The sequence below is a fragment of the Mesorhizobium sp. WSM4829 genome (assembly GCF_055811475.1).
Genome location: NZ_JBVVQJ010000025.1, coordinates 1 through 16,544 on the forward strand (window position 1 = coordinate 1; position 16,544 = coordinate 16,544).

The 16,544-nt window shown below is 62.3% G+C and carries 14 protein-coding genes and 4 pseudogenes; 7 read left to right on the forward strand and 11 right to left on the reverse strand.

Going from position 1 to position 16,544, the window contains the following annotated elements:
* The coding region (locus AC0L17_RS22270; protein ID WP_473517421.1) for a DPP IV N-terminal domain-containing protein at positions 1 to 1,085 on the reverse strand (1,085 nt) is incomplete at its 3' end.
* Between the two features lie 93 nt (positions 1,086 to 1,178).
* Complete coding sequence (locus tag AC0L17_RS22275; protein WP_473517422.1) at positions 1,179 to 1,475, reverse strand: hypothetical protein; 297 nt, start codon at positions 1,473 to 1,475, stop codon at positions 1,179 to 1,181.
* Positions 1,476 to 1,606: 131 nt separating this feature from the next.
* Between AC0L17_RS22275 and AC0L17_RS22280 the strand changes: the two genes are divergently transcribed.
* Entirely contained in the window at positions 1,607 to 2,317 is a 711-nt protein-coding gene (locus tag AC0L17_RS22280; protein ID WP_473517423.1) for an ATP-binding protein, read from the forward strand.
* Positions 2,318 to 2,669: 352 nt separating this feature from the next.
* Here AC0L17_RS22280 and scpB read toward each other — a convergent pair whose 3' ends face one another.
* From scpB to AC0L17_RS22305, 5 genes and pseudogenes are all read right to left on the reverse strand, one after another.
* Positions 2,670 to 3,410: an SMC-Scp complex subunit ScpB gene (scpB, locus tag AC0L17_RS22285; RefSeq protein ID WP_473517424.1), complete on the reverse strand. Its 741-nt coding sequence runs from the start codon at positions 3,408 to 3,410 to the stop codon at positions 2,670 to 2,672.
* Positions 3,411 to 3,413: 3 nt separating this feature from the next.
* Positions 3,414 to 4,439 (reverse strand): DUF1403 family protein, encoded by a 1,026-nt coding sequence (locus AC0L17_RS22290; protein ID WP_473517425.1) that lies wholly within the window; start codon positions 4,437 to 4,439, stop codon positions 3,414 to 3,416.
* Positions 4,440 to 4,546: 107 nt separating this feature from the next.
* Entirely contained in the window at positions 4,547 to 4,870 is a 324-nt protein-coding gene (locus AC0L17_RS22295; protein WP_065008690.1) for a helix-turn-helix domain-containing protein, read from the reverse strand.
* Positions 4,867 to 5,221: pseudogene (locus tag AC0L17_RS22300) on the reverse strand (type II toxin-antitoxin system RelE/ParE family toxin). Before AC0L17_RS22300 ends, AC0L17_RS22295 begins: the two are co-directional and overlap by 4 nt.
* Positions 5,222 to 5,317: 96 nt before the next feature.
* Positions 5,318 to 5,896 (reverse strand): hypothetical protein, encoded by a 579-nt coding sequence (locus AC0L17_RS22305; protein ID WP_473517426.1) that lies wholly within the window; start codon positions 5,894 to 5,896, stop codon positions 5,318 to 5,320.
* 156 nt (positions 5,897 to 6,052) lie between these two features.
* Between AC0L17_RS22305 and AC0L17_RS22310 the strand changes: the two genes are divergently transcribed.
* The 3 genes and pseudogenes from AC0L17_RS22310 to AC0L17_RS22320 form a co-directional block, all read left to right on the forward strand.
* Positions 6,053 to 7,198, forward strand: coding sequence for a tyrosine-type recombinase/integrase (locus AC0L17_RS22310; RefSeq protein ID WP_473517427.1), 1,146 nt, complete (start codon positions 6,053 to 6,055; stop codon positions 7,196 to 7,198).
* Positions 7,199 to 7,431: 233 nt separating this feature from the next.
* Positions 7,432 to 7,641, forward strand: a complete 210-nt coding sequence (locus AC0L17_RS22315; RefSeq protein WP_473517428.1) for a hypothetical protein — start codon at positions 7,432 to 7,434, stop codon at positions 7,639 to 7,641.
* Positions 7,642 to 8,505: 864 nt separating this feature from the next.
* Positions 8,506 to 9,656: pseudogene (locus tag AC0L17_RS22320) on the forward strand (site-specific integrase); the annotation flags it as partial.
* A 174-nt stretch (positions 9,657 to 9,830) separates the two neighbouring features.
* On the opposite strand, the pseudogene AC0L17_RS22325 reads toward AC0L17_RS22320, so the two are convergent.
* A pseudogene (locus tag AC0L17_RS22325) lies at positions 9,831 to 10,028 on the reverse strand (RES family NAD+ phosphorylase); the annotation flags it as partial.
* Positions 10,025 to 10,438, reverse strand: a pseudogene (locus AC0L17_RS22330) (antitoxin Xre-like helix-turn-helix domain-containing protein). The pseudogenes AC0L17_RS22325 and AC0L17_RS22330, both read right to left, overlap by 4 nt.
* 141 nt (positions 10,439 to 10,579) lie before the next feature.
* Between AC0L17_RS22330 and AC0L17_RS22335 the strand changes: the two are divergent.
* The 3 genes from AC0L17_RS22335 (at position 10,580) to AC0L17_RS22345 (ending at position 13,126) form a co-directional block, all read left to right on the forward strand.
* Entirely contained in the window at positions 10,580 to 11,002 is a 423-nt protein-coding gene (locus AC0L17_RS22335; RefSeq protein ID WP_473517429.1) for a hypothetical protein, read from the forward strand.
* Positions 11,003 to 11,542: 540 nt separating this feature from the next.
* Complete coding sequence (locus tag AC0L17_RS22340; protein ID WP_091600250.1) at positions 11,543 to 11,983, forward strand: hypothetical protein; 441 nt, start codon at positions 11,543 to 11,545, stop codon at positions 11,981 to 11,983.
* Between the two features lie 798 nt (positions 11,984 to 12,781).
* Positions 12,782 to 13,126, forward strand: coding sequence for a hypothetical protein (locus AC0L17_RS22345; RefSeq protein ID WP_036263803.1), 345 nt, complete (start codon positions 12,782 to 12,784; stop codon positions 13,124 to 13,126).
* Between the two features lie 10 nt (positions 13,127 to 13,136).
* Here the strand turns inward: AC0L17_RS22345 and ggt are convergent, their stop codons facing one another.
* A complete protein-coding gene (ggt, locus tag AC0L17_RS22350; protein WP_473517430.1) occupies positions 13,137 to 14,867 on the reverse strand; it encodes a gamma-glutamyltransferase in 1,731 nt (576 codons plus the stop codon).
* Positions 14,868 to 15,214: 347 nt separating this feature from the next.
* A complete protein-coding gene (rhaI, locus tag AC0L17_RS22355; RefSeq protein ID WP_473517431.1) occupies positions 15,215 to 16,507 on the reverse strand; it encodes an L-rhamnose catabolism isomerase in 1,293 nt (430 codons plus the stop codon).
* Positions 16,508 to 16,544: the final 37 nt, after the last annotated feature.

Here is a 16,544-nt window from a genome sequence, read left to right on the forward strand (position 1 = left end):
GTACGGCGCTGGTTCATCACCAGCGGCCGGTAATCAACGAAGGTCGTGCTGGTCTCTTCGATCAGCGAGCGTGCGCGGCCCGTGGCGGCGTCTACCTCGACCAGCCGATAGAGCTGATGCCCGCGCTGGTTATATTCGAAAGTAAACCCGCGACCGTCCGCCCACCACCGGAAAGGGGAAAGTTCGAAGGGGTTGGAGAACAGGGCGCTGTCGATCACGATCTGGCGGCGGCCGGCAATGTCGAACAGGACCGGCTGGGGCAGCGGAAGGACATCGCCCGGCTTGGGATAGACCATTGTCGAATATTCGCGCTGCAACTGGTCCGTCGACGAATCGAGGTAGTGGACCTCCCGCTTGTAGCCGGGGCGAACGCGGTAGGCCGCGAGATGGCGCGAGTCCGGCGACCAGCTCAGTGTCGAAAAGACGTAGTAATTGCCCTCTGATCCATCCCGGCTCAGCGCAACATCCTGCAATCCGTCCTTGCTGCGCAGCAAAACATTGCAGTTCTTTATAGAGACGATCCATTTGCCGTCGGGCGAGACGCTCCTCTGGTCGCGGTTGTTCTCAGCCGGTGGCGTGTAGTGGTGGCTGAGCTGAAACTTCGGGGCGTCCACATCCAAGTTTGTGCTGGTGCAGGCATAGCTTTCAATGTCGCAGCTCCACCGGACCTGCTCAATCATGAAGTCGAGCCTGCGACCATCCTCGGTCAGTTCGAAACGCTCGAAGGGAAGATCGCCGGCCTGATAGCTCTTATGGCTCGCTTCATTTAGCGCCGCCGCCAGACGGGCCTGGTCGAAGGCGGCCCGTTTCAAACCCGTGGCAGCATCGACCCGCATGAACTGGCGCTCGCCGTGGCTAGTCCGGCGGTAGACGAAGGCTTCACCCCCAGTCAGCCAAAAAGGCATTTCGGGGACATTGGCACTGAGTCCGCTATAGCGATCGTTGATCGTAAGTGCCCGCTCGAAATCCGCCAGCGCCAGCGGTGGATGTGCACCATTCGAATCGTTGGCCAGCACCCGAGCGGTTGCCGATCCCGATGCCTCTTGAATTAATGACGCGAGCGCCGAAGCGCCGATCTCGACCATATCTGTTCACCTCTTTCGGTTTTCGGGAGACGCATTGTTGGATCTGGCTTTTCATCGCCGGTGTGCAGCAGTGTTGAGCGTTGCTCGAAGGCGTCAGCACGCGGGTGCGGCCGAGACGGCAGTCAACATGACCCGTGCGCCTACGCGGATATCCAGGAACTGGCCGGGTGAACCAGACTGAAGAGTTGGCATCCGAGCCAGCAGGGTATTTTCCATGTCACAAATATTCAAATCCCGATGGCGCCTTGCAATCACACTTCCTTGCTGTTCCTGCACCGGAAACGGCCGGAATTGAGCCCGGCACGAAGCGTTGGCGATCGGCATTCTCTGCATGGCTGGCGTCAGTCCGTTGATCCGTATCCGGATGACACGAAGCAATATGCGCGCCAAAGGAAAATCCCTTTAGATCAAGGCGATCGATCGGACCGGCTGCGTCGGACGACCGACATTGACGTCGCATATCCGACAGCTCGGACAACCCCAAGTCACATTGACCTTGGGTGTATCTCGGGTTGACAAGAGTGACCCTTGAAACGGAAGCGGCAGAACTCAAAGGCCGCTTCGAGGATCAGGATCAACGGAGCCGGGAACTGTTCACCGAACACAGCAAGGCGGCAGACGCGGTCAATGCGATAGGAGATGACGATGCCGCTGCTCGGATCGAAGAGCGTCGCCGGACCGCGTCGCTCCAGATCGACGAGAAGGCTCTCCGCTATCTCAAGCTGCGGATTGGTGTCGTGGCGGCCGAACAGGCACTTCGCCTCTACCGGGACCGCCACCGGAGTTCCATGATGGCTCAAGCGTCTGAGGCGTTTCATACGATCAGCAGGGGCAACTACCGGGGGCTCGTGACCCAGCCTGACAAGGACACCGAGATGCTCGTCGCCATAAGCGCGGACGGCGGATCAAAGGTGGCGGCCGCGCTGTCGAAGGGAACGCGGTTCCAGCTTAATCTGGCCCTTCGCGTCGCCGGATATCATGAGTTCGCTTCTTCGCATCGGCCGGTGCCATTCCTGGCCGAGGACATCATGGAGACCTTTGACGATTTCCGCGCAGAGGAAGCCTTCCGGCTCTTCGCGGGAATGGCGAAGGTGGGACAGGTGGTGTGCTTCACCCACCATCAGCACCGCTGCGACCTCGCGCGGAAGGTGTGTCCGAGCGTGACGATCCACGAACTGCCGCAGGCTCCGGCGTCACTGCACCTGGTGAAGATCAGCCGACAGGTCGCCTAGTGTCGTAGCGGAAATGCGGTACCCCAAGAGCGTACCATCCTGTTCTCGCGCCAAGGGCGACATTGATTGGCTCGACCCCAACACTCTTCTTTGTTGCCCGGCGGCGTCGGCTCGTCCTGGCTGCAGGCGGCCATGACCGGTTGATTGCGCACTTCTCGGATTTCATGGACACGCATCAAGGATCGCCGAGGTCTGTGCGGTCACCCTCGACCGGCGCCGACCTTGCTGCTCTGCTCGCGGCCTATTCGCGCGCCACTGACGATGCGATCAAAACGAAGCGTCACCGTGTTCTTGCGGTCCCACGCGGATAGGATTGCTGCCCGCGAACCACCCATCCCTGGTGAGCAGCATGCTATTCATCACCGGCAACGCCCGCATCTTCTTCCCAGTCACTGGAAAACCCCGGCGTGATGTCGCCCGCCAGCAGCTTCTCCTTCGACAGCAGGCCTGCATCCTCGAGCGCTTCGATGTCGGGGAGATCGCGCAGAGTGTCGAGCCCGAACTGCAGCAGGAATTCTTTTGTCGTCACGTAGGTGTAGGGCGCGCCCGGCGTCGGGCTACGCGGGCCGGAAGCGATCAGACCGGCACCGCGCAGATGACCAATAAAATCGCGGCTGATCTCCTTGCCGAAAAACGACGACAGTTCTCCGCGCGTGATCGGCTGGAAGTAGGCGATGCACATAAGAACCAGCACGTCCGACTGCGTCAGGTCTACGGCACGCCTGTTGTCGCCGCCGGCGGTGCCAAATGCACTGCGGATGGCATCGGCATAGGCCGGCCGGGTCAGGTGCCGAAAACCGCCGGCGACGGCGACCAGGTCATAGGGCCGGCCGCGTAGCTCCTCTCGAATATCGTCGATCAGAAGGTCGATGCTGCAGCTCTTGCCGACGATGCGCGTCAGCGTCTCGCGGCCGACCGGTTCACTAGCGGCAAAAATCGTGGCCTCGACGCGGTTCATCCACTCCCGCCAGCGAACCTCCGCCGGCAGGTGGTCGAGATCGCGATCGAACAAATGGTCATATGAACGACGGTCGCCTGATCGATGGTCATCTGACCGGCCCTGCCCTCGCCTCTTGCGCGCCGCTTCAGCCATTTCCTAAAGCCCGTAGATGCGGAACGTGGTGCGGCCGGACAGCTCGCGCACGGCGCCGAGATCGACCAGTCGGTCGAACAGGCGGCGCAGGCCGCGATCGCTCATCCCGGTCTTTTTGTCCCCGCGCGACGCCACGAGCGCGTCGTCGGACAGCAGCTTTTCGACGACGAGATCCGCACCCTTCGCCCGCAGTTTCGGCGCGACGGAAATGAGCCGCTCGGCGCGGCGGCCGAGCTCGGTCGAGAGGTCGATCGCCCGCAGCGCTGCGCGCGCCTGGGCCACGAGCAGGCCCTGCACCCTCTCCCCGCCTGGCGCCCGATCCCTCTCCGTCAGACTGGTTGTTCTCACCCGCACGCCACGCGTGCTTCCGCCCGATCCCGGCTGCGCTCCCAGAAGCGGCACCGCATGCGGCCATCCCAGTCTTTGCGCGAGCAGGGCGTCGGCGAGCCAAGAACCCAAATTGCGTCCGAAGCCATCGCGTTCCGCACTCGCAAATGCGCCGGTCAGCATCTCGACAACGCCGGCTGCCGTAGACAGCTGGCGGAGATCCTCGAGGAGATCGCCGCCCGCCGCGCCGTTGCGGGCGAAAAAACCGAATTCTTCCAAGACCACGGTGAGGTTTTTCTCCGTCAGAAGATCCTCTGCGGGCCGGGCTGCCAGCCGGCGCCAGGCGAGGAGCAAAAGACCGCCCGGCCCACAATCGTCGCCGGGGCGGGTAAGGAGAAAAGAATCGCGCAGCGCGGCCTCGTCCTCGGTGCGCCCCGCCTGCCGCGCCGTTGTCGCGGCCGCGCCGAGTGCCAGACGTTGCCGCCAGGCGCCCGCCCATTTTTCGTCCCGGCGCACGACAGCATCGAGCGCGGTCAGCGCCGCGCCGGCGGCAAGCGCAGCATCCCCACGGGTTTGCGCCGTCTCGACTGCCCTGCGCAGCCAGGATGGCACAGCCGTCATGGGCGCGATCGGCGCGGCGCCGAGCGGCTGGACTGCGTGTCGCGAAGGCGGTTTGGCGTGGAGAATCATCGTCGACAGCATGACTCATCGCGGCGCTTTTAACAACGACAATACGAACAAACCGCCGCGCCTGTCGTGGTCAGATAATGTCCGGTAAGGTTGCATTATCGGACATAACCGAAGAGCCGCTAGCGCAGCACCTCCAGCCCGTGCTTGTCGACCACAAACAGCAGCTTCAGCGCCATGCCGCTCGGCCGCTTCGCCCCGCTCTCCCATTTCTGCACCGTCGATTCGGATGTGTTCAGATAGCGCGCAAACACCGGCTGGCTGACATGGTTCTTCTCGCGCAGCGCCTTGATCTCGTCGGGCTCGATCGCCGGCGGCACCGTCAGGCAGCTCTCGTCGAAGCTGCGCATCGTCGCCTTGTCGATCGCCCCGACCTTGTAGAGCGCGCTCACCGAGCTGTGGATCGCCGCGAAGGCGTCGGACTTGTATTTTCTAGCCCTGCTCATGTGCATATCTCCAAAAAATCTCCGTCTGCCAGCAGTTCGCCGAGCTGCCGATCGGTCAGCCCAGCATAGGCCTTGGCCAACTTGCGGAACTGCGCCAGTTCATGGTCATCGATGTTGGCCCTGTCCTGCTTGGCGAACAGATATTCATAGACCCAGAACTCGTCGAAACCAGCCAGGATGATCGATCGGTGCCGGTTGTCGTTCAGGCACTGTGCAAGGCGATTGCGCAGGTGGCGTTGGGACAAGCCGAAGATCTTGGCGGTGGCGTGTTCAAGAAGCGGCCACGTCGCTGATTCGCGCCTTGCGCGCCGCCTTTGCGAACCAGGCCGTCTTGAACGTCCGCTGCGTCATGGTCTTATATAGCACCAGGTGCTATGGATTGCAAACGCTGCGGTGCCGCCGCCGAACACCGGTTGGCCGACAGCCGGTCCCGTACCGCTAGAGGTTCTACACGTCAGTCAGATCCTCGGGATATCGGCCACCGCGCGCGTGGAACAGCCACCACGTTTGCGCGCCGCGCGTTGAAACGACCAGCCAGTGAGGCTCATCCAGCGCCGGCTCGATCAAACCCAGACGGATGAGCGGGATGATGGTCTTTTCGCCGATCGACTTGTCATGGTACGAAAGCCCGGGCACGACAAGGCGCCATCCCGGCGTTCCGCGCTCGGTCGTGGCCGCCGCGAGATAGACCATTTCCGATGGCGACTCCCCATGCCCCGAGGTGAACAGGCAGATGCTCCAGAAGGCGTTTCGCGGACGCGGCGGGATGAGCGCCCAATCGAGCGGACCGTCCTGCGCCGCCGGCTCTTGGCTTTGCGACGGCCGGCCTACCCGGTTGTCCTCAAAGCCTTGGCGATAGGCCTTTTCCAGCGCCCGGGCGATGGCGCCCGCCGTGTCGACGGCCATGCCGTATTTCCGGTCATGGCGGTCCTTGGCCACGATGTCCCGGGCCATCTCACGAAACCTGGCCTTGCGATAGGGATCAGCGGGGACTTGCGTTGATTTCTTGATCGCTTTCTTGATCACCGAGGTTCCCTTCGGGCAGGTCGCTGTCGCGCTGGCGTGTACGGATATGGGCCTAAGCCTGCGGGGGCGTGAGATGCCGATGCAATGGACAGCCTCGCTGTTTGGCTGCAAGCTGGCGCCGACTCGACTCTTCTGATTCAATCGCACAATTGAGCCATGGACAAGCTACTGAAACCAGATGGCGCGGACTCCCATCAAGACCCGCAAGCCGCCCGGCGTCGCGAAAACAGCCCGCCCGGCGAATTCGCAGATCTGCCCGACATCGTCGATCTAGTCATGGAGATGGGACGCCCATCGCGGTCGCCGGCGCATATCGAAGCGCTCGTCGAGACGGCAAAAGACTACGCTAAGGCCGCCAGCTCCGAAAACACGCGAGACGCCTACACCAAGGACTTTTCGCATTATTCGTCCTGGTGTCGCCGCAACGGTTTTGAGCCCTTGCCCCCAGAGGTACAAACAATCGGCCTCTATATCAGCGCCTGTGCCTCAGGCACCGCCGCCGGCGAGCCGAAACGCGGCATTCCCGCCCTTTCGGTCGCAACAATCGAGCGGCGCCTCTCCGGCCTGGCCTGGAATTTTACCCAGCGCGGATTTTCTCTCGACCGTGCCGAGCGCCATATTGCCACCGTGCTCGCCGGTATCCGCAGAAAACACGCAAAGCCGCCGCGGCAGAAGGAGGCCGTCCTCGGCGATGACATCAAGGCAATGATCGCGACGCTCGGGCACGATCTGCGCGGGCTGCGCGACCGCGCTATTTTGCTCCTAGGCTTTGCCGGCGGGTTGCGGCGCTCGGAAATCGTCGGCCTCGACGTCGTGCGCGACGACAAGAGCGACGGCGCCGGCTGGATCGAGATTTTTCCCGACAAAGGGGTGCTGGTGACGCTGCGCGGCAAGACCGGTTGGCGTGAGGTCGAGGTCGGCCGCGGCTCCAGCGATTTTTCTTGCCCGGTTGTCGCGCTGGAAACCTGGATCCGCTTCGGCCGCATCGCGCGAGGCCCCCTCTTCCGCCGCATTTTTCGGGACAACAAAACCGTCGACGTCGAGCGGCTTTCCGACAAGCACGTCGCCCGCCTGGTCAAGCAGACGGCGCTCGCCGCCGGCGTCCGCTCCGATCTTCCGGAAGCGGAGCGTGCGCTGCTGTTCTCAGGGCACTCGCTGCGCGCTGGGCTTGCCTCCTCCGCGGACATCCAGGAACGCTACGTCCAGAAGCAGCTCGGCCACGCCTCGGCCGAGATGACCCGCAAATATCAGCGCCAGCGCGATCGGTTCCGGACCAATCTCACCAAGGCGAGCGGGCTGTAGGGACCATAAGTCCCCTGCCCTGCCGCTACTCAGTGCGTAGCAGCGGGAGTCTGCTTATCGGAGGCTCGTCCTAGGACGACAGGGCACGGCCTCAGGCTCCCTATCTACGCGAGGCGGAGCGGCTTGCCAGCGAGGCCTGATGCTGCAAGAATCGAGGAGTGTTGTGGCGCGAACGCAATACCCATCGCGCGCCCTGATTGGCCAACAAATCGTAAACGCGGGAGCGCGCATCCATGGAAACGAGGATCATCGACAGCCGGAACGATTTCGCGCAATGGGCGATCGATAGGTCCAATGCGATCCTGACGGATCAGGGTTCGGAACTCGCCACCGCGGCCCGCAATGGAAACCAAGCCCAAATCGGTGAGACAGCACAGGCGCTCGGCCAGGCGATCGTCGATGCGCTGATCGAGGCGTTCGACGGTCTCGCAGGCGACGAATGAGCCACCGCTTGGCCCGCACGACTGGCTGCGCCAATGGAAACGGCGGCGCGGTACGCGGGCTCCCAGATCCACCAGCCATCATGAATTCGGACTGCGCTGAATCCGCTTCGGCGGCATCGCGTCAGGGCTCCGAAGGGCCCCTCCCCTCAACCAATTGAAACCGTAACGTAGAAACCGCGGTTCGAAAATTCAGCTTAGCGCTTCACTTGAAGTCGGGAAGTAAAACCGACAGTCGTGCGCGTGACCGGGCCGATCAGGGTCTTCAGGGACAAATCGCCGAAGTCGTAAGCCATTGTTTTCATGATGGCTGATTCGCGTTAGTCAAGCTATCTCGATGTTAGATTGACTTGCCGGGGATTTTGTCTCGCGTCTTTCTCACTATCGATAATGACCTCTTATCGATAGTGATTGATCTCGCCGCCCAAATCAGCCAGAATCGCCCTGCAGAGCCCGCTGGCGACGACAATCGGGACGGGGAAAATTCGCCGAATGGCGCGGCGCCTTCGCCTTTGCGCCGACCGGGCCGGGCGTCGCCGACTTCGTACAATCTCGCTCGGCCGCGAGATCGAGATCCTAGCCGGCCCCGTAGTTGATCTCGACTACCGCTCCAACGGCGTCGAGCATCTCTTCCAGCCGACCTGGGTTCTCGCGATTCCGCTGCCGAGGCGCAGCAGCTCGCAGGACCAGCCTACTTGCTGCGCGGACGCGCCGGTGGTGGCATCGTTCACATGCGGAGTTTCTTGGCGCGCCTGGCGCGCATCGACAAGGAACAGCGCGAGGCAAGCCGTCGGTGCATTTGCCCGATCGAGACGCCGCGGTGCTGCTCGCCTGGGCCGACCGGCGCTTGCTGTTCTGAGCGCCGACATGGATGCGGGCCTGCCAAAGCCCGTACCCGACCAAAAACTGCGCCGTGCGGAGGCGCTCAATGCGCTGGATTCGGTGCTGCCATTCGACCGGCGCGATTTTCTAGCCGAAATCCTCGCCGACGACGATGTCGCCACACTGCGCCATCTCGCCAAAGAAGGCATCGGCGAGAATCCCTGCGCGCCTTGGCCTCAGTTCTCGGTTACCTCGAAGCATGGTCTCTGGCTGCGGCGGGCTCATCCCTGCCGGCCGACGCCGGAGGTACTGGTGATAGAATTCATCGCCCACCCGTGGGATCGCAAAGCGTGAAACCGACGTTTCGCACGGTCGGAAGACGTGACCGCGGCCTTTCGGCAAAACTGTTGCGCGTCGATGGACCGCACGCGCCGAACACCGTACGCCGGCGTCTGTCCAACTGGCCGACGCTGACCGGCTGGCGCGGTTTTGTGGGAAAATTCAGCGCGCCAGGCCTGCGCAGCGCCATAAAACTCGCCGTGCGCGCCAGCGCCCGCCCCCGGGGCCGCAAGAGCAAAAGGGCGGTGACCGCCGATATTTTGACCACCCTGCTCAACACCTGCGCCGGCGACCGTCTCGTCGACCTGCGTGACCGTGCCCTTCTTATCACCGCCTTCGCCTCCGGCGGCCGCCGCCGCAGCGAGATTGCTTCGCTCAGGTTCGAGCAGATCGTCGAAGAAGAGCCGGTGACCGCCGACCCCAAGAATTCCGGCGGCGAAAAACTCCCGAGCTTGTCGATCCGTCTCGGCCGGACCAAGACGACACAAGCCGACAGCGACGCCTTCGTGCTGCTCGTCGGCCGGCCGGTTACAGTGCTACAATCGTGGCTCGAACGCGCTGAAATATCTGAGGGCGCCGTCTTCCGCGGCATCGACCGCTGGGGAAATCTCAAAAAACGCGCGCTGACGCCGCAGGCGGTCAACCTGATCCTGAAGCGACGCGTCGCCGAGGCCGGGCTTGATCCGATGGCATTTTCCGCCCACGGCCTGCGCTCCGGCTATCTCACCGAAACCGCCCGCCGCGGCATTCCGCTGCCCGAAGCCATGCAGCAGTCACAGCATCGCTCGGTGCAGCAGGCGTCGAACTACTACAACGATGCCGAGCGCACGCTCGGGCGGGCGGCGCGGATAATCGTCTGCGTCGCAGATCGATCCGACACATCACAGTTTGCAGCGTCAGCTCCAGGACAATTGGTTCCGAGGCAGTCGCGCTTGCCACCGGCGTGCGCGGCGACCTGTCGGGAAGGCGAACGAGGCCAAAAGTCCTCCGGCCATTCCCTGCGCGCCGGGCTTGCCTCGTCGGCCGAGGCCGAGGCGGCCGCTGCCATGCACCAGCTTTTCCAACAGGGCCGTCGAATAGTGCTCGCTGGTGTAGATGACAGGACTTCCGGGCGTGTTCCATCGCCCTGGCGTGATTGTCGAGCCGGTCGCGTCGAAGATCGGGTAGGTGCCGGCCGGATGGCCGATGCGAAAGGACGATAAGGTCCGATCGAGAGTCTGCACCGTCACGCAGCGCTACCGTACTTCAGATCTCCGAGGATATCTACCATTTCGGCACCGAACTCGCTCAGGATAATGACGTCGATCGGTCGCTTGTACTCAATCATCGGGTGCGGCCGAAGCAAGAAATCACGCGCTTCCTCTTCGTTCTGCCAGACATCGACAGCAAGGCCCCAGACGCGCGCCACGCGGGCCAATCGTGTGCCCTCGTCCGACGAGAGGCGATGGACCGCCTTTCGCCGCTCATAGGTCGCCTTTGGGACCAGCCGGTATTTTGAACTGAGCATCGCCAGGCGCCAGAAGATGCGCAACGCGCTCAAGTGCGCCAATGGGAAGTCCATCCTCGATCAGGGAGATCGCGCCGCCACCTCTTTGACGGGCAGCCCCAACACGTCGGCGACATTTCCGAGCGCTAGCATATCACTCTCCATTCCATTTGAGGCAAAATATAGCCTCATGCGTCAAGCAAGCGCCGCATCAGCGCGTGTCGTAAGCAGATGAGTTGTCCAGATTAGGTCGCACGTGAGTCGTCCGGTTTTCGCCAGCGCACGGAGGTGGGTATGAAGCGGGCAGCATGGCTAAATGACCGGAGAATGCAGGAGTTTGTAGTGGTTTTGCGCCGCTGGAATGGCGGCGATCTTTCGATAACGGAGGCAGGCGAGTTGCTTGGCATGTCGGGGCGGCAGTCTCGCCCGCGACCGTTACAAGAGGCTGGGGAAGTTGGGTTGCTCGACCGGCGTTTGGGCAAGATTTCGACCCGTCGGGTGCCTGCCGAAGCGATTGAAGAGATGCTGGAACTTTATCGTTATCGCTACCTTGGATGGAATGTGAAGCATTTCCACGAGCACCTGCTGCCCGATCTCGGCTCGCTCAGGAAACGGGCACATCGCAGACTGACTGTAGTTCTGCGAGCAGGATGGAGTTATTTCCAATGGGATGGGAAGGGAATCGAAAGACGCTCTCTCCGCCATCTTCAATGGTAGAGCGATCAGAGGTCGGGAATCGGAGGCAGCGGACCTGCGATTAGCTCACGCACCAGCAATGCGATCGAGAGGACCTATCTGGACCAAACTCGAGTAGCGACAGCATGGGCTTTTGAGATAAGGTTGGGACGCGATGGTATTAAGCGAATAGAACGATAACCGGGAACCGAACCAATCCACAGAAATATTTTGTTGGTATTTTTGTTGGCTAGTCCTGCTATAGCGGAGCCCTAACCATTTGGAAACAGAGCGAGTTTTCCATCGCTTGGACTCCGCCTCTGGGCACCATTTTTCCAAGGCAATTTCAGTCAGCAAGTTGCGCATGACGCCCGCTTGGCTGAAATCGGTTGGGGGAATTCAGGTCGCCGTGTTGCGGCAGGTTGCGTAGCGGTTCTCGGCGATCTCCAATCATTTTTCCCGCGCCCGACAGGGCCGGCACTGGCGAAACTGTTTGCTCGCATTGGGCGAATGACGGATTTGATTTGCTTGGTGATCCCCTATCCTTAGGGCAAACTGCCCGCTGGGGCTCCAGGAGGCGAAATGAGAGCACGCGCAGCAACGGTTGGAGATCTGGAAAGTGTTTTCCGTGATCTGTCCAAGCGGATATCGGACGAGTACGTCGCGGCCGGCAAGGACAGCAAGATCGCCTACGACAATCTGATGATGAACTTGAAGGAAGGCCGTGCTCATGCGCTCGTGCAGGGCGAAAAAACCGTAGCGCTCATCGCCTGGCACGAGAATAGCGACGCTGCCGATACGCTGTTCGCCGCGCAGGAAGATTTCTTCAGCGCCGCGACCGTTCGCTTCTGCAAGCGGCACATTCGCCATATCCAGGCGCTTGCAGGCAACCTCCCCATTCACTCGCGCAGCTGGCTCCAGAGACCGGACGTCGCAAAATGGTTCCGGATAATCGGCTATGTCGAGCGGGGCCAGGAGAATGGCGCCCAACTGTTCGAACTGCCGCCGGCTCCCGCCGCCTGACAAATCTCGGCGGGCTGCGAAACGCTGCCGCAACCGGTAGCCACGTTCGGGGCCGATGCTCTAGCCAAAAAAAGGCCCGCCGCTCCATTTGCGAAGCGGCGAGGCCCGATATTCGGGAACGACTTCCGGGCCGTTGCCCCGGCATTGGTTACTGTGCAATTCAGGTGCCAGACGGGTTGACCGATAATGGGACACCGCACCGGGAAAGCGCGAACCATCTTCCGCGATCACACCACTGCCATACCGCGCCATTCCTTGCTATGTTTGCTCGCGGCGGACCTGATTTCCGCTTGGCCGGCGCCCATCAGGCAATCTACCCCAACGCCCCCCCAAAGTGGCGCCGGCCACTCTTCACCACCAACCCAATCTTCGCCGCCGGCCCAATCTTGGCCACCGGCCCAATCTTCGCCACCGGCAACGTCACGCGCGGTCAGGCCGAAGCCAGGACCGTGGTTCTTAATCCAGAGCGGCGGCCTTTCATGACAAAACGGCCCTGACTGGCGATTCCAGTGCGACAGATCGCCTGGAACGGCAGCACGATCCGACCTGAAGCGCGTCGCGTTTGACCGGCGACGCGCTTCAGGTTGTTGTTTTTTTGCATGTCGTTACCGCAAAACCGCTGCACACCCTCGGGTCAGGCCCGAGGGCATGCTTGTGCGCGACATGCATTAAATCCAAAAAGACGGTAGCAAGCCGCGGCCATAAAGTGTTGAAGACCGTGCCGATGGCATTGAACGTGTCGCGATCCGGTTGCACTCGGCAAGGCTTGATGATTTGTTGCCGCTTCAAGGAGAATGAATGATGCACGAGCCTGCCGGTCAAGACGAATATGGGTCGGCCAGCCCCTTCGACCCGGACGACCTGACGACGTTGAACGTGATGGGTCCGGGTGTGGCCAGCAACGATTTCGAGAAATACGCGGTCGCCGTGATCATTGTGTTCGGCGCCCTCATCATTGGCGGCTTGATGGCCGCAAACCTTGCCCTGGGGCACCGCAACGGCTTCCTGTACGCGCTTGGCGGCGCCACCGCGGCGTGGATATCGGGAAATGCGCTGCTGCTCGATCGGCCGCGTATCTATGCCTTGTTCGTCGGCATCGCGGCGGTGATGCTGATTGCGTCCACCATCACGCTGGTCATCTGACCGAAAGAAATCAATATCCGATCGCCTCGCCGGACGCGGCGCGGCTGTCGATGGCGCCATTGTAGCGGGCGCCGCCGCCCTTTTCGATCTCGGCCAGGCTCTTGCCGCCGACCAGGATACCGGCCGCCTGACCCCAGGTCGAATCGGTGACGTCGAGGCGGTAGCCCATCCCGGCAAGCAGTTTTTCGGTATCGGGCGACAGGCCGAACGGTTCGACATAGACCGTGTCGGGCAGCCATTGGTGATGGATGCGCGGCGCGTCGATCGCCTCCTGGATGTTCATGCCGTGATCGACGACATTGACGATCGCTGCCAGCGTGATGGTGATGATGCGCGATCCGCCGGGGCTGCCGATAACCATGAACGGCTTGCCGTCCTTGGCGACGATGGTCGGGCTCATCGACGATAGCGGCGTCTTCCTCGGGGCGATCGCATTCGCCTCGCCCTGGACGAGGCCGTAAAGATTGGGCACGCCCGGTTTCTGGGTGAAATCGTCCATCTCGTTGTTGAGCAGGATGCCGGTGCCGCCGGCGACGACGGCGGCGCCGAACGAGCCGTTCAGCGTATAGGTCACCGCGACGGCGTTGCCGTCATTGTCGACGATCGAATAATGCGTCGTCTCCTGGCTCTCGCCAAAACCCTTCGGCATCAGATCCTGCGACACGCCGGCCCGGAACGGATCGATCTTTTCGCGGATTTCTTTCGCATAGTTCTTGTCGAGCAGCTTTTCGACCGGATTGTCGACGAAGTCGGGATCGCCGAGCGCCGAATTGCGGTCGACATAGGCATGGCGCATCGCCTCGACCATGACTCTGACGGTTTCGGCAGAACCCGCGCCGAGATAGGACAGCGGGTAGAATTCCAGCACGTTGAGGATCTCGCAGATGATGACGCCGCCCGAACTCGGCGGCGGCGAGGAGGTGATCTCATAGCCGCGGTAATTGCAGGTCACCGGCTCGAGCTCGCGGACCGCGTAGGTCTCGAAATCCGCCTTGGCCAGAATGCCGCCCTTCTGCGCGCTCTTGACGATGCCGTCGGCGATCGGTCCTTTGTAGAAGGCATCACGACCTCGTTCCGAGATGGCCGAGAGCGAGGCGGCGAGATCGGCCTGGACAAGGCGCTCGCCGACGGCATAGGGCTTGCCGTCAGGCTTCAGGAAGATGGCGGCCGCGGCCGGGTCCTTGGCCAGCCGCGCGGCGCCGCCTTCGAGCGAGGCGACATCGCCCTGCTCCAGCACAAAACCATCCCTGGCATAGCGGATGGCTGGCGCCATCAAGTCCTGCCGCGTCAGCGTGCCGTATTTTTCCCGTGCGGTCTCGAAGCCGGCCACCGAGCCCGGCACGCCGACAGCGAGATAGCCGTCGAGGCTGGCGCCTTTCACCGGCTTGCCGTCCTTGTCGAGATACATGGTTTTCGTCGAGGCGAGCGGCGCGCGCTCGCGGAAATCGAGGAACGTCGAGCGGCCGTCCTTGAAGCGGATGGTCATGAAGCCGCCACCGCCGATATTGCCGGCGTTTGGATAGACCACAGCCAGTGCGTAGCCGACGGCGACTGCGGCATCGACGGCGTTGCCGCCCTTCTTCAGCACCTCGACGCCGACTTCAGACGCCAGATGCTGGGCGGTCACCACCATGCCATGCTCGCCCTTCGCCGGCTGCGGCGAGGCGGCCAATGCGGCCGCCAGCGGCGCAAAGGTCAAGGTGAGGGAAAGACTGAGTGCGATTAGGGTGCGGCGGTGCATGGCCGTTCTCCGAGGCGTGGGATGCGCCTAGAAAAGCCGTTTGGAGAGGTTGAGTCCATGGCTGTGAGGGGAAAGATTCGGGTATGCTGTCATGCGCCGTCGGCGAAGCTGCCGATCTCCCCCCTTGCGGGGGAGATGCCCGGCAGGGCAGAGGGGGGTGCTGTCCCTCCGACGGCTAGGAAAGCAGAAGTCGAAAATTGGCGATCCTTCCCACCCCCCTCTGTCCTGCCGGACATCTCCTCCGCAAGGGGGGAGATCGGATTTCGCCTTCGGTTTTCGCCAACTTCCAACGCTGAAGGCACGCAAGCCTGTTTGCCTCAGGCGGGTTTTTTTGTTTCAGGCCGACATCAAACAATCCCACCGCTGCCGCCGGCAACCGCCGGCCGTTCCGCCGCGACCTTGGCTCGGTAGCCGGCGGCGCGATAGGTGGCGACCGGATCGATGGCGCCGCCCGTGTTCAACCGCGCCATGGCGAGGATCGGCTCGACATCGGTGCGATAGGCGGACTTCAGCGTCTGCGTCGCCATCAGCGCGTCGTTGGCATCCTGATAGCCTTCCAGCGCCTGGCGATCGACCAGCAGCGCCTGCGCATAGGCGCGCTGCACCTCGACCGCCGACAACATCAGGCTTTCGATCGGGTCGGTGACATTGTGGCTCTGGTCGAGCATGTGAGCCGGATCAAAACCTTCGGCACCGGCAAGCTCGGCATCGACCAGCTCGTTGAAGACGAGGAACAGCCGGTAGGGATCGATCGAGCCGGCGTCGAGATCGTCGTCGCCATATTTCGAATCGTTGAAATGGAAGCCGCCGAGTTTCTTGAACTGGATCAGCCGCGACACGATCATCTCGATGTTGACGTTGGGCGCATGATGGCCGAGGTCGACCAGGCAGAACGCCTTGTCGCCGAGCTCTTTGGCGATGATGTAGTTGGTGCCCCAATCCTGCACGACCGTCGAATAGAAGGCCGGCTCGTACATTTTGTGCTCGGTGAACAGCTTCCAGTCGTCCGGCAGCTTGGCGTAGATCTCCTTCATTGCGTCGAGATAGCGCTCGAACGCCTTTGCGAATTTGACCTGGCCGGGGAAATTCGAGCCGTCGCCGATCCACACCGTCAGTGCCTTGGAGCCCAGCGTCTTGCCGATCTCGATGCATTCGAGATTGTGCTCGACGGCCTGTCGGCGGGTGCCGGCGTCGGCATGCGACAGCGAGCCGAATTTATAGGACAGTTTTTGGTCCTTGGCGTCGGAGAAGGTGTTGGAGTTCATGGCGTCGAAGCCGAGGCCGAAGCGGGAGGCCGCCTGTTTCAGCCGGTTTGGGTCGGCCTTGTCCCACGGTATGTGCAGCGAGACGGTGGGTGTGGCCCGCGTCAACTGCCGGATCACGGCGCAATCCTCGATCTTGTCGAAGATATCGCGCGGCTCGCCGGCGCCGGGAAAGCGGGCAAAGCGGGTGCCACCGGTGCCGACGCCCCAGGACGGGATCGCCACGGCGAATTTTTCGACCTTGTCGCGGATGGCGTCGACGGCGATGCCGCGGCGGTCGAGGCGTTCGCCGAGCGCATCGTAATCGCGCTTGAGCTCGGCCGCGCGCGCGAGATTGTCCTTGTCGACGATGTCGGCTGAGATGATGGTTTCGGACATGGTGCTTCCTCCCAAATGCGTTCGGTTGGCGCTGCCC

Coding starts and splice junctions, on each gene's coding strand:
- scpB (WP_473517424.1), bottom strand. CDS start 3,410: ATGGCTGAAGCGGCGCGCAAGAGGCGAGGGCAGGGCCGGTCAGATGAC.
- AC0L17_RS22290 (WP_473517425.1), bottom strand. CDS start 4,439: ATGCTGTCGACGATGATTCTCCACGCCAAACCGCCTTCGCGACACGCA.
- AC0L17_RS22295 (WP_065008690.1), bottom strand. CDS start 4,870: ATGAGCAGGGCTAGAAAATACAAGTCCGACGCCTTCGCGGCGATCCAC.
- AC0L17_RS22310 (WP_473517427.1), top strand. CDS start 6,053: ATGGACAAGCTACTGAAACCAGATGGCGCGGACTCCCATCAAGACCCG.
- AC0L17_RS22315 (WP_473517428.1), top strand. CDS start 7,432: ATGGAAACGAGGATCATCGACAGCCGGAACGATTTCGCGCAATGGGCG.
- AC0L17_RS22335 (WP_473517429.1), top strand. CDS start 10,580: ATGAAGCGGGCAGCATGGCTAAATGACCGGAGAATGCAGGAGTTTGTA.
- AC0L17_RS22340 (WP_091600250.1), top strand. CDS start 11,543: ATGAGAGCACGCGCAGCAACGGTTGGAGATCTGGAAAGTGTTTTCCGT.
- AC0L17_RS22345 (WP_036263803.1), top strand. CDS start 12,782: ATGATGCACGAGCCTGCCGGTCAAGACGAATATGGGTCGGCCAGCCCC.
- ggt (WP_473517430.1), bottom strand. CDS start 14,867: ATGCACCGCCGCACCCTAATCGCACTCAGTCTTTCCCTCACCTTGACC.
- rhaI (WP_473517431.1), bottom strand. CDS start 16,507: ATGTCCGAAACCATCATCTCAGCCGACATCGTCGACAAGGACAATCTC.